The 21,641-nt window shown below is 40.7% G+C and carries 20 protein-coding genes; 13 read left to right on the top strand and 7 right to left on the bottom strand.

Annotated elements, in window-relative coordinates; translation table 11 throughout:
* Positions 1-10: 10 nt before the first annotated feature.
* Together HNR41_RS06195 and HNR41_RS06190 are read left to right on the top strand one after the other, a co-directional pair.
* Complete coding sequence (locus HNR41_RS06195; protein ID WP_184282733.1) at positions 11-1,537, top strand: Ppx/GppA family phosphatase; 1,527 nt, start codon at positions 11-13, stop codon at positions 1,535-1,537.
* Between the two features lie 39 nt (positions 1,538-1,576).
* Positions 1,577-3,709: an RNA degradosome polyphosphate kinase gene (locus HNR41_RS06190; RefSeq protein ID WP_221432852.1), complete on the top strand. Its 2,133-nt coding sequence runs from the start codon at positions 1,577-1,579 to the stop codon at positions 3,707-3,709.
* A gap of 214 nt (positions 3,710-3,923) precedes the next feature.
* Here HNR41_RS06190 and HNR41_RS06185 read toward each other — a convergent pair whose 3' ends face one another.
* From HNR41_RS06185 to HNR41_RS06175, 3 genes are read right to left on the bottom strand one after another with little or no spacing between them, the layout of a single operon-like run.
* Positions 3,924-4,739 (bottom strand): RluA family pseudouridine synthase, encoded by an 816-nt coding sequence (locus tag HNR41_RS06185; RefSeq protein ID WP_184282731.1) that lies wholly within the window; start codon positions 4,737-4,739, stop codon positions 3,924-3,926.
* A 1-nt stretch (position 4,740) separates the two neighbouring features.
* Positions 4,741-5,244: a thioredoxin family protein gene (locus HNR41_RS06180; RefSeq protein ID WP_184282730.1), complete on the bottom strand. Its 504-nt coding sequence runs from the start codon at positions 5,242-5,244 to the stop codon at positions 4,741-4,743.
* Between the two features lie 19 nt (positions 5,245-5,263).
* On the bottom strand, positions 5,264-5,671 hold the full coding sequence (locus HNR41_RS06175; RefSeq protein WP_184282728.1) for a disulfide oxidoreductase: 408 nt from the start codon (positions 5,669-5,671) through the stop codon (positions 5,264-5,266).
* A gap of 113 nt (positions 5,672-5,784) precedes the next feature.
* Between HNR41_RS06175 and HNR41_RS06170 the strand changes: the two genes are divergently transcribed.
* The 9 genes from HNR41_RS06170 to yhaM all read left to right on the top strand — a co-directional run bounded on the left by HNR41_RS06170 (position 5,785) and on the right by yhaM (position 16,466).
* Positions 5,785-6,891 carry a GAF domain-containing sensor histidine kinase gene (locus tag HNR41_RS06170; protein ID WP_184282726.1) on the top strand — a complete coding sequence of 369 codons (1,107 nt, stop codon included), beginning with the start codon at positions 5,785-5,787 and terminating at the stop codon, positions 6,889-6,891.
* Positions 6,892-6,895: 4 nt separating this feature from the next.
* The gene (locus tag HNR41_RS06165; protein ID WP_184282724.1) at positions 6,896-7,528 is read left to right on the top strand and encodes a response regulator; all 633 of its coding nucleotides are present in this window, start codon (positions 6,896-6,898) and stop codon (positions 7,526-7,528) included.
* A gap of 159 nt (positions 7,529-7,687) precedes the next feature.
* Entirely contained in the window at positions 7,688-9,010 is a 1,323-nt protein-coding gene (locus tag HNR41_RS06160; protein ID WP_184282722.1) for a dicarboxylate/amino acid:cation symporter, read from the top strand.
* A gap of 228 nt (positions 9,011-9,238) precedes the next feature.
* Positions 9,239-9,685 (top strand): XRE family transcriptional regulator XdrA, encoded by a 447-nt coding sequence (xdrA, locus tag HNR41_RS06155; protein WP_184282720.1) that lies wholly within the window; start codon positions 9,239-9,241, stop codon positions 9,683-9,685.
* Positions 9,686-9,771: 86 nt separating this feature from the next.
* Positions 9,772-10,902: a DUF445 domain-containing protein gene (locus tag HNR41_RS06150; protein WP_184282719.1), complete on the top strand. Its 1,131-nt coding sequence runs from the start codon at positions 9,772-9,774 to the stop codon at positions 10,900-10,902.
* 53 nt (positions 10,903-10,955) lie between these two features.
* A complete protein-coding gene (locus HNR41_RS06145) occupies positions 10,956-11,306 on the top strand; it encodes a YlbF/YmcA family competence regulator (RefSeq protein WP_184282717.1) in 351 nt (116 codons plus the stop codon).
* A gap of 89 nt (positions 11,307-11,395) precedes the next feature.
* Complete coding sequence (locus HNR41_RS06140) at positions 11,396-12,580, top strand: metallophosphoesterase family protein (RefSeq protein ID WP_184282715.1); 1,185 nt, start codon at positions 11,396-11,398, stop codon at positions 12,578-12,580.
* A gap of 7 nt (positions 12,581-12,587) precedes the next feature.
* Complete coding sequence (locus HNR41_RS06135; RefSeq protein ID WP_184282713.1) at positions 12,588-15,515, top strand: ATP-binding protein; 2,928 nt, start codon at positions 12,588-12,590, stop codon at positions 15,513-15,515.
* Between the two features lie 12 nt (positions 15,516-15,527).
* The gene (gene yhaM / locus HNR41_RS06130; protein ID WP_184282711.1) at positions 15,528-16,466 is read left to right on the top strand and encodes a 3'-5' exoribonuclease YhaM; all 939 of its coding nucleotides are present in this window, start codon (positions 15,528-15,530) and stop codon (positions 16,464-16,466) included.
* Between the two features lie 497 nt (positions 16,467-16,963).
* Here the strand turns inward: yhaM and HNR41_RS06125 are convergent, their stop codons facing one another.
* From HNR41_RS06125 to HNR41_RS06115, 3 genes are all read right to left on the bottom strand, one after another.
* Positions 16,964-18,073, bottom strand: coding sequence for a foldase protein PrsA (locus tag HNR41_RS06125; RefSeq protein ID WP_184282709.1), 1,110 nt, complete (start codon positions 18,071-18,073; stop codon positions 16,964-16,966).
* A 114-nt stretch (positions 18,074-18,187) separates the two neighbouring features.
* Entirely contained in the window at positions 18,188-18,571 is a 384-nt protein-coding gene (locus HNR41_RS06120; protein WP_184282707.1) for a YtxH domain-containing protein, read from the bottom strand.
* 51 nt (positions 18,572-18,622) lie between these two features.
* Positions 18,623-19,054: an HIT family protein gene (locus tag HNR41_RS06115; RefSeq protein WP_184282705.1), complete on the bottom strand. Its 432-nt coding sequence runs from the start codon at positions 19,052-19,054 to the stop codon at positions 18,623-18,625.
* Positions 19,055-19,143: 89 nt separating this feature from the next.
* On the opposite strand from HNR41_RS06115, the gene HNR41_RS06110 reads away from it, so the two are divergent.
* Together HNR41_RS06110 and HNR41_RS06105 are read left to right on the top strand one after the other, a co-directional pair.
* The gene (locus HNR41_RS06110; RefSeq protein WP_184282703.1) at positions 19,144-19,884 is read left to right on the top strand and encodes an ABC transporter ATP-binding protein; all 741 of its coding nucleotides are present in this window, start codon (positions 19,144-19,146) and stop codon (positions 19,882-19,884) included.
* Positions 19,874-21,076 carry an ABC transporter permease gene (locus HNR41_RS06105; RefSeq protein ID WP_184282700.1) on the top strand — a complete coding sequence of 401 codons (1,203 nt, stop codon included), beginning with the start codon at positions 19,874-19,876 and terminating at the stop codon, positions 21,074-21,076. Before HNR41_RS06110 ends, HNR41_RS06105 begins: the two co-directional genes overlap by 11 nt.
* On the opposite strand, the gene HNR41_RS06100 is transcribed toward HNR41_RS06105, so the two are convergent.
* A complete protein-coding gene (locus HNR41_RS06100) occupies positions 21,073-21,612 on the bottom strand; it encodes a hypothetical protein (protein ID WP_184282698.1) in 540 nt (179 codons plus the stop codon). The genes HNR41_RS06105 and HNR41_RS06100 overlap by 4 nt on opposite strands.
* Between the last annotated feature and the right edge of the window lie 29 nt (positions 21,613-21,641).

Below are 21,641 nucleotides of genomic sequence, written 5' to 3'. Positions count from 1 at the left end.
GAGTTTTTCGATGAAAAAAATAAGCTTAATAGATATCGGATCCAACACGATCCGACTGGTACTTTTTGAATACACTAAAGAACACGGCATAAAGGAAATCAGAAACATTAAAACACCTGCACGTTTAGCCCAGTACATCGATGATGACGGCTATATGTCTGAAGAGGGTATTTTAGCGTTATTAAAAATCCTGAACAGTTTTAAACAGATTTCGGAAAAATATCATATAAACAAGATATATCCGGTGGCAACAGCTGCTATAAGGCAATCTGAAAACCGTGATGATATCATTGAACGCATTAAATCAGAACTTGATCTTGATGCAGTGATTATTAGCGGTGAAGAGGAAGCGACGCTTGGATTTGAAGCAGCTGTCCATACAATCAGTTATTATGATGCCGTGACAATCGATATGGGTGGGGGAAGTACAGAGCTTACTTTTTACGAAGATAAAGAAATTGTCTACCGTACGAGTTTATCGTTTGGTGTTGTCACACTGAATACAATGTTTTTTGAAGGCAGAAAACATAACGATAAAGAAGCAATTAAAAAAACAAAACAGTTTGTAGAAAAAGAATTTAATAAAGTAAACTGGTTGCGTGACCGTAAGGTGCCGATTCTCGCTATCGGCGGGAGTGCGCGTAACATTGCGCGCATTCACCAGTCGATGATCAGCTATCCGATTGCCGGTGTTCACGGCTACACGATGGGCAGAAACAGTCTGCAGGATGTTTATAAACTTCTTAAGAAAACTGATACAGAAAATCTGGATGATATTGACGGGCTGAGTAAAGACCGTGCAGATATTATTCTGCCGAGCAGTATCGTCTTCAGAACACTGCTTGATGTTGTCGGCGCTAAAGAATTCAAATTCAGCCGTAAAGGGCTGCGTGAAGGAATGGCGATGAGACTTTTCAGTCAGGAATATCCTGTAGCATTTAATAAGTACAGAGTATTCGAAGACTCAATTGAACAGCTTGCAAATGATTTCAACCTGGACCCGACTGATACGGAGAAACGTACTGAAATCGTGGACCGTCTGTATCATGAACTTGAGCGCCTGGATATTATAACGCTGTCCCGCACGAATAAAATGATTATGAAACATGCAGCGGGGATATATTATTTAGGGGACTTTATCGACAGGGATGCATCGAGTCAGCATACGTATTATTTAATTTCCAACAGTAATATTAATGGAATCGGTCACCGAGACCGGGTCAGACTTGCTCTGATTGCCAGCTATAAAAACAAAACACTGCTTGATTTCTATGCGAAGGAAACAGGCTGGTTTAACGATGAAGAGCTCGATGAGATTCAATCTCTCGGCTCGCTCGTTAAATTCGCCAATGCACTGAACATTTCCAATACAGAAATCGTTGATAATCTGCAGTTATCGAAACAGGACGGCGACTTCAGATTGAATATTCAGTACAACGGGGACCCGATTGCAGAAGAGTACCATTCGGTGCGCCAGAAGAAACATATAGAGAAAATACTCGGCGGAGATTTGTGGATAGAATTTACAGAATCTTAATATTCAGAAGCTATAATTGTGAGAGGCAGGGGGATTATAATGGCTTATAAATTAAATGATAAATCTTATTACAACAACCGCGAACTAAGCTGGTTGCGATTTAATTACAGAGTACTGGCAGAAGCAGGCGACACGCGTAATCCTCTTCTCGAACGATTGAAATATATAGCAATCACAAGCTCTAACCTGGATGAGTTCTTTATGGTCAGGGTAGCCGGTTTAAAAGACCAGGTTAAGATGAACTACGCTGAGCCGGATACTAAAACAGGAATGACTCCGGAAGAACAGCTGCACGGTATCGGTGAACTGAACCGTGAAAACTGCCGGATTCAATATGATATGTATCATGAACTGATGAATGAACTGGAAAAACTGAATGTCTTTTTACTGAGACCGCATCAGCTGCATCAGTCGCTGCAGGATAAACTTGAGAAACTGTTTGACGAAGAAATTTTACCGTCATTAACACCTCTCGGCATTGATGCATACCGTCCATTTCCAAAACTGATGAATAAAAAAATAAATATATTTGTGGATTTATCCAATGAACTGGGAAAACAGACAGCAATTGTACAGCTGCCGACAGTAATCAAGAGATTTTATGAATTGTCGCATGAGGGCAAGACATATTTTGTTCTTGCAGAGGATATTATTGAAGAATATGTATATAAATTATTTAATGGTTATAAGATCGACAGAACATTCCCGTTCAGAATTACGAGAAATGCCGATTTAACGATACATGAAGAAGGCGCGGCCGATTTATTAATTGAAATCGAACGATTCTTAAAAGAACGTACTAAAGGAGCGGCAGTGCGTCTTGAAATTGACCGCAGCCGCGACATAACAATTAACGGCTCGTTTCTTGAAGAGCAGCTCTCGCTGCATCATGAAGACGTTTATCGTTTTGACGGTCCGCTTGATCTGACGTTTCTGTTTGAACTGACGGATAAACTGAAGCACAGATTTCCAAAGCTTCTGTTTAAACCTTTTTTCCCGCAGCAGCCGAAGTTTTTAGGCAACCGCAATGTTTATGAGGCGGCGCTGAAAGAAGATATATTTTTTCATCACCCGTATGAATCATTCCAGCCGATTGTCGAGTTTATACAGCAGGCTGCGAAAGACAAAAACGTACTCGCAATCAAGCAGACGCTTTACCGTGTATCCAGTGACTCACCGATTATTGAATCATTAAAACTGGCAGCTGAAAACGGCAAGCAGGTTACAGTTCTTGTTGAATTGAAAGCCCGTTTTGATGAAGAAAATAACGTTCACTGGGCAAAAGAACTGGAAGATGCGGGATGTCACGTCATTTACGGTATGAACTACTTAAAAACGCACAGTAAAATTACGCTGGTTGTTAAAAAAGTGGATAAAAAAATTGTTAAGTTTGTTCATTTGGGAACAGGTAACTATAATGACTCAACAGCTAAAACGTATACGGATATGGGGATTATTACGACAGACCCGCGTATCGGCGACGATGCTGTAAACTTCTTTAATTACTTAAGCGGTTATTCGCTTAAACCGGAGTATAAAGAACTGCACGTTGCACCGTTTGAAATCCGCGACATGTTCGCAGAACGCATCGACCTTGAAATTGAAAGCCATAAAAAATATGGCAATGGTTATATCTTTGCGAAGATGAACTCTTTAACGGATAAGAGAATAATCGATAAACTGCTGCAGGCCTCTCAGGAAGGTATTAAAGTTGATCTTATTATCCGCGGAATATGCGGAATGAAACCGGGGATAGAGGGAGTCAGCGACAATATTAGAGTAATCAGTGTTGTCGGCAGATTCCTCGAGCACTCAAGAATCTATTATTTCTATCACAACGGCGATAAGAAGATGTTCTTATCATCAGCGGATATGATGACGAGAAATATGATTAAACGTGTGGAAATCTTATTCCCGATTAACGATCCGAGAATTGTTGAAGAATTAATCGAAGTTAACGAATTGTTCTTAAAAGACAATGTGAAAGCCCGTATGCAGATGCCGGACGGCACATACGAATATGTTAAAAACGATCTGCCGCCGTTAAGCGTTCAGGAAGAACTCATGAAGCGTGCAATCAAAAACGGTGAACAGAAGAAAACAGAATTACTGCACGAACACAGCAATATTCTGGAACGGATTAAGAGCCGGTTCAGAAAGCAGGATGTGTAACTGTGAATTGTAACAGCACCTGATGAGGGTGCTGTTTTTTTGGCTGTTTTCGATTGGGGAGGGCTGACTGTCGGTGTCCCTCGTAGTTTCGACAAGCTACACCGTGTCCCTCATAACTTCAACATCGTCCTCAGGTCCTCAAAACCCAACGCAAAATTACAAAATTCAGCATCAAAAAAACCTGCCTCCCAGAAAGCGGGGAGGCAGGTTCTATTTATACATCCAGCGTAACGCTGATTTCTTCTTCTGTGACAGGGTGATTGAAAGATACTTTGTAGCCATACAGGTGAAGGTAAGGTGACGGCGGTCCACCGTACAGTTTATCTCCAACAAGCGGGGCGTTTAAGTGTTTCATGTGCGCACGGATCTGGTGCGTACGCCCCGTCTCCAGCTGTATTGTCAGTTCTTCGTATTTATCCGTCACTTTTTTACCAATGATATGAGTAACTGCATCTTTGCCTGTTCTCGTTACATGGAAAATATTTGTGTGCGGCATTTTACCAAGGGGAGCGCTGATTTTCTGAGGTGTTATTTTACTGTTTTTCTTTACGTGCCCCTTATAAATACGTTTAATTTTATTTTCGCTAAGCATATAGTCGAGCATTTTTTTCATATACGCATTTTTAGCCATCAGTACAAGGCCTGTCGTATCAACATCAAGACGGTGTACCGGTTCGATATATTCGCTGTCGACTGTATTAATAACGTCGTTTACCAGCGTGTTATGCTCGCCTGGTTCGTTCGGGTGAACTTTCTGGCCCGGCGGTTTTGATGCTACAAGCAGGTTTTCATCTTCGAAGAGAATATCTGCTTTTTTTGAACTCTTTTTATAACTTCTCGGTTCACTGAAGTCGGGCAGTGTGACTGCGTCGTCTGTTTTAAGCACTGCTTTAACCGGCTGTACTTCTTCATTAATAATGATGTCTTTGGACATGCGCAGCCAGTGCAGTTCTTTTTTAGGAATATGAAGCGCGATAAGCATTGCTTCCAATGTTGAACCATTAAATTTCTCGGGTACGTTAAATTTCATATTATTCTCCTGCTGTTGCTGTCATAAATTCTTCGAAGCCTTCAGCTGATCCCGGGTTGCCTTCTAAGCGTTCAACCTCTTTGCCGTCTTCAAAGTAAATCAGTGTCGGTGTAGAGTTAATTTTCCAGTCAGCCCATGCGGTTTCGTATTCCAGAACATTAAGCTGTGTAACTTCGCCGTCGATGCTGTCGAGTGCGTCAGTCAGAAGCGGTGTTGCTTCCTGACAGTGAACACATGTCGGACTCCAGAAATAGACGAATTCGCCTTCTCCTGAATTTACAATCTCTTCAACTTCAGCAGGTGTTTTGTTGCTCTGATAGTTTTCGTTATCCAGCAGGTCGATTGTTGGACCTGTCAGTTCGTCCGGCTCTTTATCCGTGTATGGATAGTATCCTGAATCACTTAAGCTTTCCGGATCTGATGTCTGGTTGTTCATAAAAATAAACACGCCGATAAATACAACGACGATTAAACCGATAATACCGTAAAAAATCTTGTTGCTCATAATTTTAAGCTCCTGTTCTTTAATCTTTTTTAATTAAAAATGATAAAATGAAAATAATGATAAATGCAGTCAGCGCAAGAAGCGGGATAGTAATAAATCCAGCCCAATTTATATATTGTACTGTACAGGACACACCCATACAAGCATTGGCGCTCTCACCCAGTGCAGGAATTTTCTGCAGTCCGTAATGGTATGCAGAGACGATTAAACCGATACCGCTCATTACACGGACGTAGAGTCTCACATTGATGTCGTCTTTAATGAGCCCGATAAACGACAGCAGTACAACAGGGTACATGAGAATACGCTGATACCAGCACATCTCACATGGTTCATACAGTCTGATTTCACTGAAATACAGAGAACCGAGCATAGCGACTAACGACACGATAAAGATCATTTGCATGTATATCTTATTATTTTTCATATCAGTGCCTGACCTTTCGTTTTTTGTTTTGCAACTATCTTTTTATTATAAGTGTTATTGACTGTATTAAGTGTAACAAATTTCTTACAATTTATTTAAGTGAGGTAAAAATCATGAAAAGCAAATTACAGCTGTTAAAAGATATTGCTGAGTTTCTAAATACAGAAACACACCGCCAGTCGATGATTGACGGCGCATTGAAGATGCTCATCGACCATTCGAACTTTAAAACGGGATGGATCTTTTTTATTAAAGATGACGGAAAACATGAACTGAGTGCACATTATCAATTACCGCCGACACTGCAGCACGATAATCATACATACTTATGCAACGATAAATGCTGGTGTGTCAATAAGTTTAATAAGGGCGAGCTGTCCAATGCAACGAATATCGTTGCCTGCTCACGGCTTGAAAAAGCAGCGCGCGAAATGCCGAATGAAAATGATAATATTACTCATCACGCAACTGTACCACTGATTTCCGGTGATGAATCTTTTGGTATGTTAAACGTAGCGAGCCCGTACAGCACAGAGTTTCAAAAAGATGAACTGGATCTGCTGGAATCCGTAGCATTTCAACTGGGGTCCACGTTAAAGCGGCTGGACTTAACAACACGCGAAAAAGAAAATATGATTATTAAAGAGCGCCAGCGTCTCGCACGCGAACTGCATGATTCGGTCAATCAGATGCTGTTTTCCATCGGTATTACTTCACATGCGGCAAAAGCGCTGCAAGACAGCGAGCAGAGCAGTCTTGCTTTTGAACGCATAGAAAACACATCGAAATATGCTATGAATGAAATGAAGGCGCTAATCTGGCAGTTAAAACCGATCGGACTCGAGAATGGTATTATTGAAGCAGTTAAACATTACGCTAAAATTCTGGATTTAAATCTGGAGATTTCCGTGAACGGATTTTACAACATTGAAGATGAAATGGAAATTGAACTGTACCGGGTCGTACAGGAAGGGCTTAATAATATTAGAAAGCACGCAGGCACGAAAGATGCAGAAGTACTGCTTGAGATAACAGATGAAGAATTGATGCTCGTTATAAGTGATAAGGGCAGAGGATTTATACCGGCTGAAAAGATTGGTCTCAGCCACGGTCTCACCAATATGCATGAACGTGTACAGAAGATGAACGGCGAGCTCATAATAGAGTCGGATAAAGGGCAGGGCAGCACATTGATTACACGTATAAAACTCGGGAGGTAATTGTATGTATAACATAATACTGACGGATGACCATCAGGTAGTCAGAGAAGGTATGAAATTTTTATTATCAATGACAACGGATATTAATGTAGTGAAAGATTTTGATAACGGTGCAGAAACACTGGATTACCTTGAGAACAGCCATGATGATGTCCATCTTGTGCTGACTGATCTGGTCATGCCGGAAATGGACGGCATTGAACTGACCAGGCAGCTTAAAGAAAAATACAAGCATATTAAGGTGCTTGTGCTGTCCAGTTACACGAGTGAAGAATATATCCGTCCCGTATTTCGGGCAGGAGCTGACGGATATATTATAAAGGAAATGGATGTCGATGAACTGATACAGTCGATTAAAAATGTAATAGAAGGAGACAGAGTGGTTCATCCGGATATTTCAAAAGTAATCGATGAAACAGGAAACCTCCCTCATGAAAGAAATATACTGTCCAAAAGAGAAACCGAAGTACTTAAGGAGATAGTTAAAGGACAATCGAACAAAGAAATAAGTGAGGCTCTTTTTGTCAGCGAAAAAACTGTTAAAACACATGTGAGTCATATTCTGAATAAATTGGAAGTTTCAGACCGTACTCAGGCAGTTATTTATGCAATTAAATTCAATATTATCGATTTTTAATGCAAAGTGATAAAAAAGTTTAACTCATGAAAACGCTTAACCATGCGTGATGTAGCGGTTTGACAATAAAATTATATTAAATTTTATAGACAAATCTCCAATATTCAAAGTATACTAGTATACATATTCAATGAATTAACAGTTAAGGAGGATACACATATGAAAATTGGAAACAAACTTACATTGTATATTGTAATCGCTTTAATTGCGGGTATTACAATAGGTTCAATATTTAATACAATGGCGGACGCTGCATGGGTCCAGTGGATTGATCAATACATATTTAACGTTTTAGGGCAGATATTCTTAAATTTAATCTTTATGGTAGTAGTACCGGTTGTATTTATTTCGATTGTCCTTGGTGTAGTAAGTGTCGGTGACCCGAAACAACTTGGTGTTATCGGTATTAAAACAATGCTGTTCTATCTAACGACAACAGCAATTGCAATTTCACTTGCGATTGCTGTTGCATTAGTACTTAAACCGGGTGAAGGACAGGCGGACTTACTGAATACTGAAGAAGTATCGGAATACCGCGCAACAGAACTTGAAGGCGGAGATACTGAGCTCGCTATGCAGACAACGTTTGACCAGACTTTAATTAATATTATTCCGGATAACCTGTTCATGGCAATGGCAGATCAGAATATGCTTCAGATTATTACATTTGCAATTTTCATCGGGGTCGGATTAATCGGTGTTAAAGAAAAAGCAGCAGGAATCGTAAAACTTTTTGAACAGGCTAATGAAGTTATAATGTGGATTGTTCTGGCAATCATGAAATACTTTGCGGCACTTGGTGCATTTGGTCTCGTAGCCACTGCATTTACACAAGCAGGGTTTGGCGCAATCCAGCAGCTCGGTATGTACTTCATCTGTGTATTGCTTGCATTGTTCATTCACTTTGCTGTAGTGTACGGCTCTGTAGTACAGTTCCTCGGAAAGAAGAGCTTCGTATGGTTCATTAAAATGTTTGCACCTGCAATGACAGTTGCATTCAGTACATCATCATCAAGTGCTGTATTACCGGTATCACTCGAAACAGCACAGAACAAACTTGGAATCCGTAAGAGTATCTCAAGTTTCGTACAGCCTTTAGGTGCGACAGTAAACATGGATGGTACTGCAATTATGCAGGGTGTTGCGACAGTATTTATCGCACAGCTGTCAGGTATTGATTTAACTGTCGGCCAGATGGTGACAGTTGTAATTGTTGCAACAATCGCAAGTATCGGTACGGCGGGTGTTCCGGGAGTCGGCCTTGTAATGCTGGCAATGGTATTAACTGCAGTAGGACTTGATCCTGCAGCAATTGGTATTATCCTAGGTATTGACCGTCTCTTAGATATGACGCGTACGGTGGTCAACATTACAGGTGATGCATCTATCGCACTTGTTATCGATCATCAGCAGAATGTTAAAGAAGGCAAGTTCATTAAAGGCACAAGCAAATACGTAGACGGTAAAATCGTCAACAAATAATTGAAACTGTAAGGAGTATGAAAGACAGTGAACAGCTGTTTTTCATACTCCTTTTTTTAATTTCTTTAAGTATAATGAAAGGAAAATGTTCAATAGTGAATAATTAGTGAATTTTTTCATAATCTCTTTAATTTGTAATCATTATCATTTACAATGTATTACAGGTAAATTGATATACAAGCATGATTGATTAAGTTTTAATCGCGGTGCTGTGAAGGGACGATTTTAATGGATAAGCAGGAATTTACAGAGATTCTACAGTCTAAGTTCAAGATAGTTCGAACGGAGGCTGGATACACTCAGGATGCTATGAGCCACACCATTGGATTATCCAAAAAAACGCTGGTACAAATAGAAAAAGAGCGAATATTACCCAACTGGACAACTTGTGTCTCGCTTTGTGCACTGTTTAGAGATAGTGAAGTACTGACGAATATTTTTGGCGGCGATCCACTGGAGCTTACACAGGTTTTATCAAGAGGCTCGGCAATATACCCCAATTACGAAAAAGAGAATATATATTGGGAAACGCTAGAATCAAACAATGGCTATAAATTGGAGTTCAACAAAACGAATTCAATTTACAGAGTATTAAATGCAGAGAACCAGCCGGTTCATGCATCATATATTGAACGTGAAATAAGAACTTACTTCGAGCGCAAGAGCAATCGATAAATTAAAGCACCCGTGAGGGTGCTTTTTCTTTTATTTCTGTAAAAAGTAATATATAGTTATTAAGTTGAACAAGGGGTGAAATAAGAATGAATCCAATAATTCAGGTTCTCATGATGGCGCTGATTGGTGCCTTAATCGGGGGAATGACCAATACAATCGCAATTAAAATGCTTTTCAGACCTTACGAAGCAAAATACTTACTCGGGAAACGGCTGCCGTTCACACCGGGTGTTATACCGCTGAGGCGCGACGAAGCGTCAACTAAGCTCGGCGAAATTATTACAGGGCATCTGTTAACACCGGAAGTGTTCGAAGAGAAATTAAAAAGTCCGGAAACTGATAAACTGATTATGCACTTTATTGACAGACAGATAGAAACTATCGAAACAGAACGTCTGACCCCGTCTTATTTTCTCGAACGGCTGTCCGCCGGACTGACAGATAAAATCGTACATTCGTTTAATGAAGAGATACGTTTAAAAGTAACAGAAGAAGGACAGAAGCTGTACGTCAGAACGATTGATGATATTATGCCTGATGACGCTCTGAATGCGGTAGACAATAAAGTCTCGCATCTAGCTTACGATATAAACGAAAAAATCATCCAGTATATTTCTTCTGATAAAGGATACCGGGATATTTATACGATGGTCGACGAATTCACTGAAAACAGAGGACGTATTGCACGCAGCATAAAATATGTCATGACAAAGGAATCACTCACTGAACGCGTTCAGTCGGAGCTGCTGAAGCTTATTCAGCAGGAGAAGATGATCGATATTGAAACACGCGTAATCGAAGATGAGTACGGCAAGCTGAAACAGAGCGGATTGTCAGAACTGGTTACCGGTTCCGATCTTGATAATATTTTAAACAGTATTATAGAAGTTATGCAGCAGAAAATTGATATCAGACAAATACTGAATACACCGATTACTGATTTCAACAGAGAGATGTTTGACCGTTTTAAAGAAAAAGGCAAATTTAAGCTTAAAGATAACTTTATCGAGTACTCAGGGAAAAACATGAGCAAGATAATGAATAAGCTGCAGCTCGCTGAAGTGATTAAAAAACAGATTGACAGTTTTGAATTAAAAAAACTGGAAGATCTCGTTATGGATGTCGCGAATAAAGAATTCAAAATGATTATGATGCTCGGCTATGTACTCGGCGGAATCGTCGGTGTTGCACAAGGAATATTAGTATTATTTTTCTAAATAGTTAATTTGTGTTAATGTAACACTATCAATCTTAAAGGAGTTTTATATTAATGACTAACGTACAAGATCAGGCGAATGCTCTAGAAGCAGCATTACGCGAATCAGAAGAATTTCAGCAAATGAAGGAACTTTACAGCAAGGTAAACAACAACGCTGAATCAAAACAATTGTTTGATGAATTTAGAGATATTCAAATGACATTACAGCAAAAACAAATGCAGGGTGAAGAACTTTTAGAAGAAGAAATTCAAAAAGCTCAAAACTCGGCTCAGGAAATTGAAAATGATGAAAATATTAGAGGTTTAATGGAAGCTGAACAGAAAATGAGTGAGCTTATCCAGAACTTAAACCGTGTAATCATGAAGCCTATCGAAGAGCTTTATGAAATTAACAATCAATAATTAAAAATATCAGTTGAGAGGCCGTGCCGGCCTCTCTTTTTTGTTATAATGTTGAGGAATAGAGTTTTTGAGAAGGAATGGTGAACCCAATGGTTAAATTTATCCATGCGGCAGACCTGCACCTGGACAGTCCATTTAAATCCCGGTCCAAAATGCCAAACAATATACTCGATATATTAATGACAAGTACATATAAAAGCGTCACGCGAATGGTCGATTTTGCCATTAAAGAGAATGTGGACTTTCTGCTTATCTCAGGCGATGTTTTCGACCAGGCAAACCGTTCTTTAAAATCTGAAATTTTTCTGAAGAAAGAATTTAACAGATTAAAAGAGAAGGGGATTTTCGTCTATATGATTCACGGAAACCACGATCCGATTTCTTCCGGATTTAAAACGACGTGGCCGGATAATGTTTCAGTGTTTAAAGAGAATGTTGAAACATATGAAATGCTGAGCTCAAAAGGTGAACGTATTTACCTGCACGGCTTCAGTTATCTCCTTGATGAATCATATGAGAACAAACTGGATGAGTACCCGACGAACACAGATAACCGCGGAATTCATATCGGTATGCTGCACGGAACGTATGCGAAAACAAAATACGATGCGAAGCGCTATACGGAATTTAACCTTGAAGCACTGAACAACAAACTGTATCACTACTGGGCACTTGGACATATTCACGTGCGTTCACAGCTGTCCGATATGCCGCAGGTTCACTATTCCGGAAATATCCAGGGACGTCATAAAAACGAAACCGGAGAAAAAGGATTTCTGCTCGTCGAAGGAGACGATGTTTCTTTATCGGCAAACTTTGTGCCTGTTCAGGAAGTCATCTTTGAAAATCTGGAGCTGGATACTGACTCATTGCGTAAAGAGTTGCTGTACCAGCAAATCGTCGAGTTTAAACAGAGTCTTCGTGAACAAAGTAAATACATCGTTAACCTTCAGCTGAACTACGACGGGGAAGATGAAATTTCAAAAGGCGATTATGCTGAACTGATTGAGCTGCTGCAGGAAGATGAAGTGAATATTTCACAATTCGTCTGGATTGATAATATTAAGGTTTCTTATAATAATGAAGAGCAGATAGCATTGCTTAAAGATATTAAAACGAGTTACTCAGATAATGAAGAGTTATTCAGAAACGCGGTTAATACGATGTACATGGATCCGAATATTAACCGCTATCTGCCGCCGATTAATGAAGTATCGCCGGGCGACCTTCTGCAGATGGGTGAAGAGCGTCTGAAAATGTTGATGAGGAAGTAGTGAAATTATGAAAATCCTATCAGTAAATATATACGGCTACGGTAAAATTATTAAACAGGAATTTAATACGAATCAGGACTTTGTGCAGATTTTCGGCGAAAACGAAGCCGGCAAGTCGACGATGATGTCCTTTATCCATTCCGTGCTGTTCGGGTTTCCGACTAAAAAAGAAGCGGAACCAAGGCGCGAACCGCGTATGCATAATTTATACGGAGGCAAACTGACAGTTCAATTTAAAGATGAACCGGAACCGGTTGAAATCGAAAGACTCAAAGGTAAAGTCCAGGGTGATGTAAAAATCTACTTTAAAGACGGTACAACTAAAGGTGAGGAATGGCTCACTAAAAAAATGAACTATATCGACAAGCGTACATACCGCTCAATATTTTCATTTGATGTACTCGGTCTGCAGGACATTCATAAAAATATGACCGAAGACAAGCTTCAAGAGTACCTGCTCCGTGCAGGTGCGCTCGGTTCCCACGAGTACGATGAAATGCTGAGTGCCATCGATAAAGAGCTGAAGACGCTCTATAAGAGAAACGGTATTAATCCCGTAATCAACACGGAGCTCCAGGACTTAAATGACTTAAGCGATAAAATCCGCGGTCTTGAAAAACATGAAGACGATTATAAGTCGTTAATTAATGACCAGGTCAAAACGCTTGAGAGTTTAAATGCCAAAAAGCATGCCATGCACCAGATGGAAATGATCCGCAAACAGAAGATGAAAGAAGTTATGTATCATAAAGATATTAAGGACTGGAAGCAGCTTGAGAGCAAACTTAATATCGAGCCGGTAAACTTCCCTGAACGGGGTATTGAACGCTATGAGTCGCTTTACAACCACATTAAACAGTCTGCAAGAGACATCGGTCTCCGTCAGGAAAAGCTCAAGTCGCTGATTGCTGAAATTCAGCACGTAAGACTGCCGGACAAAGCGATGGTCAGCTATCTTGAAGCACTGCAGAAAGAAGAACCGGAAATTAAACAGCAGAACCTTGAAGTGGTGCGTTTAACGAACTCTGCGGCAAATCTTGAAAATGAGATTATGAATCTGCAAAAAGATATCGGCTGGCAGGAAGAGCATCCAGATGTGGACGATTCAAATATCGTCCGTGAATCGGTGCAGTCACTGCTGTCGAAATACGATGAGATTATGCTGGAAGAACAGTATTTAATTCGTGAAATCGACCATCTGAGAGCGGATATAAAACAGCTCGATGCGGAAATCGAAGAGTCTGAGAAAAATCAGATCGATGATACGCGAATGAAGAAGAAACGCGAAGTGCTGGACCGCGAATTTGAACTTGTTGAGAAGAAACGCATGTACCAGCTGATTGAAAAAGATTACGAACGCGAAAAACGTGAACGTGACAGAGTTAAAAACTGGCAGGCGGCGCTGATTATTACAATCAGTGTAATTGCGATTTCCATCGGTGTAATGTTTATCATTAATAACAGCTACCTGTACGGCGGATTAGGCCTTGCTGTCGGAGCGGCAGCGCTCTTTATCCTCGTAATTACGAACAACAGGGAACAGGATACGCTGAAGACCGATTACCAGCAGGAAGTCGATACGCTGCAGGATGATATTAATACGCTGAAAGAAGAGTATAATATCGACTTTGATATCGATGATGCAAAAGATCTCCGTCAGGAATTGAAGAGTCTGCGCGCGAAACGCAACTCGTTTTCTGTTAAACTGGATGATCTGAAAGAAACGCTGTCAGTTAACGAAGCGAATCAGGATCATTTAAACATTCAGCTTGCTGAAGTGAAACAGAAATTAAAAGTAAATCCGGATCTGGATGACAAATATATCGTCGATGCGATTTATACAATCCGTCAGATTAAACAGAAACGTCACCAGATTAACCGCGAACAGCAGGAACTTAACAGCATTACACAGCGTCTGAATGACTTTGATACAAGAGTGAGTGAAGAAGTGGGTGCATTCGGCATTCATTACAATAAGACATCAATTTTCCATGAAGCGGGACAGCTTGCAGCCAAATTGCAAAAAGACGAGTCGATGTACTATCGTCTGCGCGAACAGGCCGACCTGCTGGAAAATGAAATTACCGTCCTTGAAGAACGCAACGCATCATCCCAGCGCGAATTAAATCAGCTCCTCGACTATGTCGATGCGGATGACGAAGAAGAATACTATTACTATGCTCGAAAACACAGTGAATATATTGAAAACGTCAACAGTTTTAAAGAACTGAGTGATAAATTGGACGAAGAACATTTTGATTATGACCTCAGAAATGAATTGTCCGGGCGTCTATTAGCTGATTTGAAAGCTGATGAGGACAATATCAGTGATCAGCTGGATAACCTGAACGAACAGATTCAGCTGGAACAGCAGTCGCTGGTTGAAATCAATAATGAAATCAAACTGCTTGAAAGCGACGGCAAGCTGAGTGAGCTGAATCATCTTTACGGTATGCGTAAAGGTGTCGTGCAGAGTCTGGCAGAAGAATATATGTCATTAACATATATCCGAATCTTAATTGAGACGCATATTAAGGCGATCAAAGATGAACGGCTGCCGATAGTAATAGAAGAAGCGAGAGAAACATTTGAATTCGTTACGAAAGGCCGTTATATTAATGTTATCTACAGTGACGAAGGCATTTTCGTTAAACACAAAAATGGACAGGTATTCCATCCTCTGGAACTGTCACAGTCGACGAAAGAAATGCTGTACATCAGCTTGCGCCTAAGCCTTATCAGAGCATTAAAAGGCTACTACCAGCTGCCGATTATTATCGACGATGCATTCGTCCATTTCGACAGTGAGCGTACGAGAACGATACTTGATTACTTTAGAAGTAAATCAGACGATCAGGTGCTGTACTTCACATGTAATTTAAATACGAGTATTCCATCTGCTCAAACAATCAAACTAAAAGAAAAAACGAAGTAGGAGGGTTAAGTAATGAATAATATTTCATCATTACAGCCTGGAGATTCAGTAGATACATTTTTCTTAATTAAACGCAGCCAGCAAGGCGTAACAACGCAGGGCAAGCCGTACATGACAATTGTACTGCAGGACAGAACAGGTGAAGTCGAAGCGAAGCACTGGAATGTGTCACCGAAAGACATCGATGTACTCGTGCCGGAAGCACTTGTAAAAGTTAAGGGCGATATTATCGATTATCGCGGAAAAAAACAGATGAAGATTGCAAACTTCCGTCTGGCAACACCGGAAGACGGACTTGCAGCAAAAGATTTCGTAGAAAAAGCACCGATTGACGGTGACGAACTATACGATAAAATATTGGACTACTGTCTGAAAATCGAGAACGGCAGCCTGCAGCGCATAACACGTCAGCTGCTCACTAAGTTCCGCAAAGAGTTTTCATACTATCCGGCAGCAATGACGAACCACCACGACTTCGTGTCCGGACTTGCGTACCATGTCTATTACATGCTCCGCGTGGCAGACTCATTATGCGATATTTATCCGACGTTAAACAGAAGTCTTCTGTTCAGCGGAATTATTCTGCACGACATCGGTAAAGTAAAAGAACTGAGCGGACCGATTGGTACGACGTATACAAATGAAGGAAATCTAATCGGACATATCGTAATCGCAACAGAAGAAATTACGAAAGTCGCAGATCAGCTGAACATCGAAGGCGAAGAAGTAATGTTATTAAAACACTTAATTCTGAGCCACCACGGCAAACTGGAATACGGTTCACCGAAAGTGCCGATGATTAAAGAAGCAGAAATCCTGCACTTTATCGATAACATCGATGCGCGTATTATGATGATGGATAAACACATTGATAAAGCGAATAAAGGTTCATTCACAGAAAGAATCTTCCCGCTTGAATCACGTAACTTCTATCGTCCGGAAAGTTTTTAATATGAATTGAGTTGAAATCCCCGCAGAAATGCGGGGATTTTTTGTTTTTTTAGGGTTTGGAATACGACGGTGAAGCGGTGTCGTCCTTTAAGAGGGTTTGGAATACGACGGTGAAACGGTGTCGTCCTTTAAGGTGCGTTGGAATACGACGGCGAAGCGGTGTCGTACTTTAGGAGGCGTTGGAATACGACGGTAAAGCGGTGTCGTCCTTTAAGAGAGTTTGGAATACGACGGCGAAGCGGTGTCGTCCTTTAAGAGGCGTTGGAATACGACGGCGAAGCGGTGTCGTCCTTTAGGAGGCGTTGGAATACGACGGCGAAGCGGTGTCGTCCTTTAAGAGGCGTTAGAATACGACGGCGAAGCGGTGTCGTCCTTTAAGAGGCGTTGGAATACGACGGCGAAGCGGTGTCGTCCTTTAAAGAGTACTCGAAACCGCCGTCGTCCTCCAACAAAGAAAAAAACGCAAAACCCATCGGGTTTTGCGTCATTAAAATAAATTACTCAGCGTCTTCTTCACTGTCCGCTGCTTCTTCTTCAGCGTTCTCCTCAGTTGGTGCACCTTCTGAGTCTTCTTCAGCTGCTGCGTCTTCCTGCTGTGCTTTTTCTAAAGCTTCGTCAGCGCTCAGGAATGTATCTTCAATGTACGTCTGAATTTCTTCGTTCTCAAATGATACATTGTACTCTTCTAACAGATCACGGTATGCCTGAAGTGCCTGGCTTGGATCTTCTTTGATTTTCTGGTTAACAAGCGTAGTTTTGATTGTATTCAATTCTTCTTTTGGTGTGTCTTCAAGTGACACATCTTCATTTAGAATGATGTGGTAGCCGAATTGTGATTCAACCGGTTCTGAAATCTGACCAGGTTCAAGTTCGAATAGTGCTGTTTCGAATTCTTCAACCATCTGTCCTTTGCTTACAAACCCGAGTTCACCGTTCTTCTGTGCACTGCCTGTATCGTCGGAGTGCTCAGTTGCCAGTTCGCCGAAATCTGCACCGTCTTCAAGCTGTGATTTTAAGTCTTCAGCATGTGCTTTTGCTTCTTCTTTAGTCATTGAAGATTCTTCTTCACCTTCACCTGATTCAGCACCTTCAGCATCTTCTTCGCCTTCTTCAGCGAATGATACGAGGATGTGCGATGATTTTCTTACACTGTCGAATGCTTCTTCATCAGTGATTTCAAAGTGATCAGCAAAGTATAAGTCATTTAATGCATTGGATACGCGCTGCTGCTTGTATGTATCTACAGTCATTCCAGGCTGTGATTGCTGCAGCATCATTGCGAAGTTATCCTCGCCGCCGTATTGTTCGATTTCAGTATCGATTTGTTCATTAAGTTCATCCATATTTAATTCTTCACTGTATTTATCAGTTAATACTTTATCAAGTACTAATTGGAAAGTCTGGTTTGCGACCTGATTCATTCCAATCTGATTCAGAACGTCATCAGCGGTAATATCTCCCGCATCACTCGTTGCCAGAACGTTGCCGTATTCTACATCTCCTTCTTCTGTTGAAGCCTGATCTGTATTTTCTTCACCTTCATTGCTGCACGCAGCAAGGCTTACTAAACCTAATCCTAATATAAATGGTGCTAACTTCTTTTTCATTCTTAAACGTCTCCTCCCGGTTGCATATACAAGGCATAATATATCATATAAAAAGGACGGTGCACAAACTTAAACACACCGTCCTTTGTAAATATTCTGTTTTTTTCTTAAAAGCTAGTTGTTATCGCTGTCATCTTTTTTGTCGTCGCCCTGAACTTCGGCCATCGCAGTTTCTGCTTTATTCGAGATATTCTCGATATTACCCTGCAGTCTTTCGATGTTAGGGTTGATATCCGCCTGGAAGTTTGAAATCATCGATTTTACTTCGTCGCCGAGAGTAGAGAAGACCTCGCTTGATTCGTGTTTCGTTTTAAGGAAAGAGTTTTTAATTTCTTCACCTTCAATTTTCAGCTGATCCATTTGGGATTTTAAGTCATTTGAACCTGTTTTTAATGACTGCTGAAGTTCTTTGCCTGATTTAGGTGCGTTTAAAAAGGATATGAGCATGCCGCCTGTAATTCCGACTGCGAATCCTACACCAATATTTTTAAGTTTCATAAATTCATTCACATCCTTTATCTCAATTAATATACCCTGATTTAATATTACTTATTCATTTAATTTATTTTTAATTGCCGCTTCAACGTCTGAACGGATTTCCGGGGTGTTGTTGTCATCTTCTATGCTGACCCATTTGTAGCCGAAACCGTCGTGTTCTTCTTTGTAGCGCGGAATGATGTGGAAGTGAAGATGGAATACCGACTGCGAAGCATAAGCGCCGTTATTTTGAACAACGTTTAAGCCGGCAGGTTCAAATGCATCTTTAACCGCATTGGAAACTTTCGTAATAACACTCATTAATTTTGCGCCTGTTTCTTCATCGAGGTCGAAAATATTTTCAATCGGCTGTTTAGGTACGACTAACGTATGACCTTTAACGATAGGGAATGCATCCATAAACGCAATTACATGATCATCTTCATACACAATGTTGGCAGGTATTTCTCTGTCGATAATTTTTTCGAAAATTGTCTTATTCATCTCAATATCCTCCATTAAAAACTTATGATATAGTTTTACTTAAGTATCAGTATACAAATAATTAGAATTATTTAAAAGGAAGTCAGACGATGGTATTAAAAATTAATCAGCTAACAGGCGGGTATTCGAAAGAACCTGTCATTCACGATATCTCTTTCAATATAAAATCCGGTGAAATTATCGGACTGATCGGTTTAAACGGTGCAGGTAAAAGTACGACGATAAAACATATCCTCGGCCTCCTGCGACCGCACAGCGGTGACATTAAAGTAATGGATAAGACAATTGAATCGGATGTTGAAGCATACCGCAGACATCTGGGTTATATTCCGGAATCACCGATTCTTTACGAGGAGCTCACACTCCGGGAACATATTAATATGACGGCAATGGCATACGGACTGACGCCGGAAGAAACAGAAACACGGAAAGGGCCGCTGCTCAGACGCTTCCGTCTGGACGATAAGGAAGACACATTCCCGAGCCACTTCTCCAAAGGGATGAAACAGAAAGTCATGCTGATCTGTGCATTTATCGTTGAACCGGAACTCTATATTATCGATGAGCCGTTTCTCGGTCTGGATCCTCTCGGTATCGAATCATTAATAGAACTGATGATTTCCGAACGCGATAAAAACCGGTCAATTTTAATGAGTACACATATTCTCGCAACGGCGGAACGTTATTGCGACCGGTATATCATTATCGACCAGGGGCGCAAAATTGCGGACGGTACGCTGCCTGAGCTGAGAGAGCTTACAGGACTTACCGAAGGCACGCTTGATGATGTGTATATCAAACTGACTGGCGGGAAACGTCATGAGCAGTAAATTGTTTAACACGCGTATGGAAGAAGATGTAAAAATACGGAGCTATTACGGCAAGTTTATTTTTAACAGCCATTTCCTCGTCTTCTTAATGATTGCAGGCGGGGTGCTGCTTTATACGCTGCTCGGTTTAAGGGAGACGCTTGAACCGAATACGTATATCGACGCGCTGTGTGCACTGTTAATGGCCGTCGTGCTGCTGCCGAAATACAGAACGCTGTTAAAAGAAGCGGATATGCTGTTTCTGCCGCCGTACGAGAAGAAGATGACAGCTTATTTTAAACGGGCGGACATTTACAGTCTGTCACTTGGTCTTGCACTGCCTGTCATTGCATCAGTTGCAGTACTGATTCTGTTATCAATCGGACATGATTTAACATCGATTGTGCTGTTCTTTTTACTGTCAGCACTGTTGTACTTCAGTGCATTTAATATCAGACGTTTATCGGTTAATACCGACTTTAAAAAGTGGACGGTGACAGCAGCGTTAATCGTTGTTAACTTCGTCTCGCTGATACTCGTGCTTATCAATCCGGTTTTTACAGCCGCAGGACTGTTATTCATTATTATATTTACAGTGGTGATGAAGAAAGGTTCATTTAAAACATTGTCGTGGCTGAATTACGTGCAGTATGAAAAAGAGGCGCTGCAGCAGTATTATCAGACTGTCAGCATGTTTACGAACGTGAAGCGGATCGATAAGGCATTTAAACGGAGACGCATTCTCGATGTACTGCTATGGGAACCGAAAACAGATAAATTTAATAAGAAGTATATGTACGAATATTTATTTTACCGCTCGTTTATGCGTGACCATGATCTGCCGATGATTGTGCTCCGCATCATAATATTGTTCTTCATTATTATGTTCTGGATCGGCAACCTGTATGTTTCATTAATCTTCAGCCTGTTCGGTATTTATTTAATCGTGCTGCAGATGTCGCAGATTTATACAGCGCAGGCCTATCTGCTCTGGCCGAAAGTATGGCCGGTCTCAAGAACGTATATACAGGACAGCTATATCAGATATTCCCACAAAATTGTGTTTGTCATTACGCTGCTGTTTGCAGTCATGTTTATCGTGACGCATCCTGCGCAGTTTATTTATGTACTCGCATTCCCGCTGTGGGGCTACATGTTAAACAGAGTATTATCAAAATCAATCTATAAAAAAGAAAGAGAACTCAGCGATTAATCGCCGAGTTCTTCTTTTTCTTCTTCAGTATATTCATTGTTTTCAATGTTGTAGTAAAGCTTAGAGGATAAAAAGTCGCCGAACAGTGACTCTTCGTTGCGGAAACTTTTCAATGATTCGGATGTTAAGTATTTTTCATAAACGTCAGTGTGTTTAAAGTCGTTGTAAATACTCATGTCTGCCCATTTAATCAGTACGAGATAATTTTCATCACGTGTGTTAATTCCGACTCTGTATGAGACAACACCGTTAACTGTTCTTAATTTTTCAGCAAGATCACTTAAATGGCCGCGTAAAGAATGTGTACCGTCTCCTGCAGCAGGAATATAATACATGGACAATGGCAGCTCTTCATCAAGTGAACCCTGCTCATTTAATACTTCATAAGTCATATTCGTTGAGAAGATTGATTTTTCATTATTATCCTCATAGTATAAAATGGCTTCCGGTCCTCTTGCACTGATGGATACATGAGGATTTTTCTCCTGCAGGGACGTCATAAAATCAATCGTTCCCGTAGTTGCGTGTAAATACACTGTGCTTCACCTCTTGTTTTTAGTTATGT

Origin of the sequence: Jeotgalicoccus coquinae, from assembly GCF_014207425.1 — a bacterium.
Taxonomy (GTDB): domain Bacteria; phylum Bacillota; class Bacilli; order Staphylococcales; family Salinicoccaceae; genus Jeotgalicoccus; species Jeotgalicoccus coquinae.
Note: the sequence above shows the minus strand (reverse complement) of the source record. Positions and strands in the feature narration are given on the sequence as shown.

Coding starts and splice junctions, on each gene's coding strand:
- HNR41_RS06195 (WP_184282733.1), top strand. CDS start 11: ATGAAAAAAATAAGCTTAATAGATATCGGATCCAACACGATCCGACTG.
- HNR41_RS06190 (WP_221432852.1), top strand. CDS start 1,577: ATGGCTTATAAATTAAATGATAAATCTTATTACAACAACCGCGAACTA.
- HNR41_RS06185 (WP_184282731.1), bottom strand. CDS start 4,739: ATGAAATTTAACGTACCCGAGAAATTTAATGGTTCAACATTGGAAGCA.
- HNR41_RS06180 (WP_184282730.1), bottom strand. CDS start 5,244: ATGAGCAACAAGATTTTTTACGGTATTATCGGTTTAATCGTCGTTGTA.
- HNR41_RS06175 (WP_184282728.1), bottom strand. CDS start 5,671: ATGAAAAATAATAAGATATACATGCAAATGATCTTTATCGTGTCGTTA.
- HNR41_RS06170 (WP_184282726.1), top strand. CDS start 5,785: ATGAAAAGCAAATTACAGCTGTTAAAAGATATTGCTGAGTTTCTAAAT.
- HNR41_RS06165 (WP_184282724.1), top strand. CDS start 6,896: ATGTATAACATAATACTGACGGATGACCATCAGGTAGTCAGAGAAGGT.
- HNR41_RS06160 (WP_184282722.1), top strand. CDS start 7,688: ATGAAAATTGGAAACAAACTTACATTGTATATTGTAATCGCTTTAATT.
- xdrA (WP_184282720.1), top strand. CDS start 9,239: ATGGATAAGCAGGAATTTACAGAGATTCTACAGTCTAAGTTCAAGATA.
- HNR41_RS06150 (WP_184282719.1), top strand. CDS start 9,772: ATGAATCCAATAATTCAGGTTCTCATGATGGCGCTGATTGGTGCCTTA.
- HNR41_RS06145 (WP_184282717.1), top strand. CDS start 10,956: ATGACTAACGTACAAGATCAGGCGAATGCTCTAGAAGCAGCATTACGC.
- HNR41_RS06140 (WP_184282715.1), top strand. CDS start 11,396: ATGGTTAAATTTATCCATGCGGCAGACCTGCACCTGGACAGTCCATTT.
- HNR41_RS06135 (WP_184282713.1), top strand. CDS start 12,588: ATGAAAATCCTATCAGTAAATATATACGGCTACGGTAAAATTATTAAA.
- yhaM (WP_184282711.1), top strand. CDS start 15,528: ATGAATAATATTTCATCATTACAGCCTGGAGATTCAGTAGATACATTT.
- HNR41_RS06125 (WP_184282709.1), bottom strand. CDS start 18,073: ATGAAAAAGAAGTTAGCACCATTTATATTAGGATTAGGTTTAGTAAGC.
- HNR41_RS06120 (WP_184282707.1), bottom strand. CDS start 18,571: ATGAAACTTAAAAATATTGGTGTAGGATTCGCAGTCGGAATTACAGGC.
- HNR41_RS06115 (WP_184282705.1), bottom strand. CDS start 19,054: ATGAATAAGACAATTTTCGAAAAAATTATCGACAGAGAAATACCTGCC.
- HNR41_RS06110 (WP_184282703.1), top strand. CDS start 19,144: ATGGTATTAAAAATTAATCAGCTAACAGGCGGGTATTCGAAAGAACCT.
- HNR41_RS06105 (WP_184282700.1), top strand. CDS start 19,874: ATGAGCAGTAAATTGTTTAACACGCGTATGGAAGAAGATGTAAAAATA.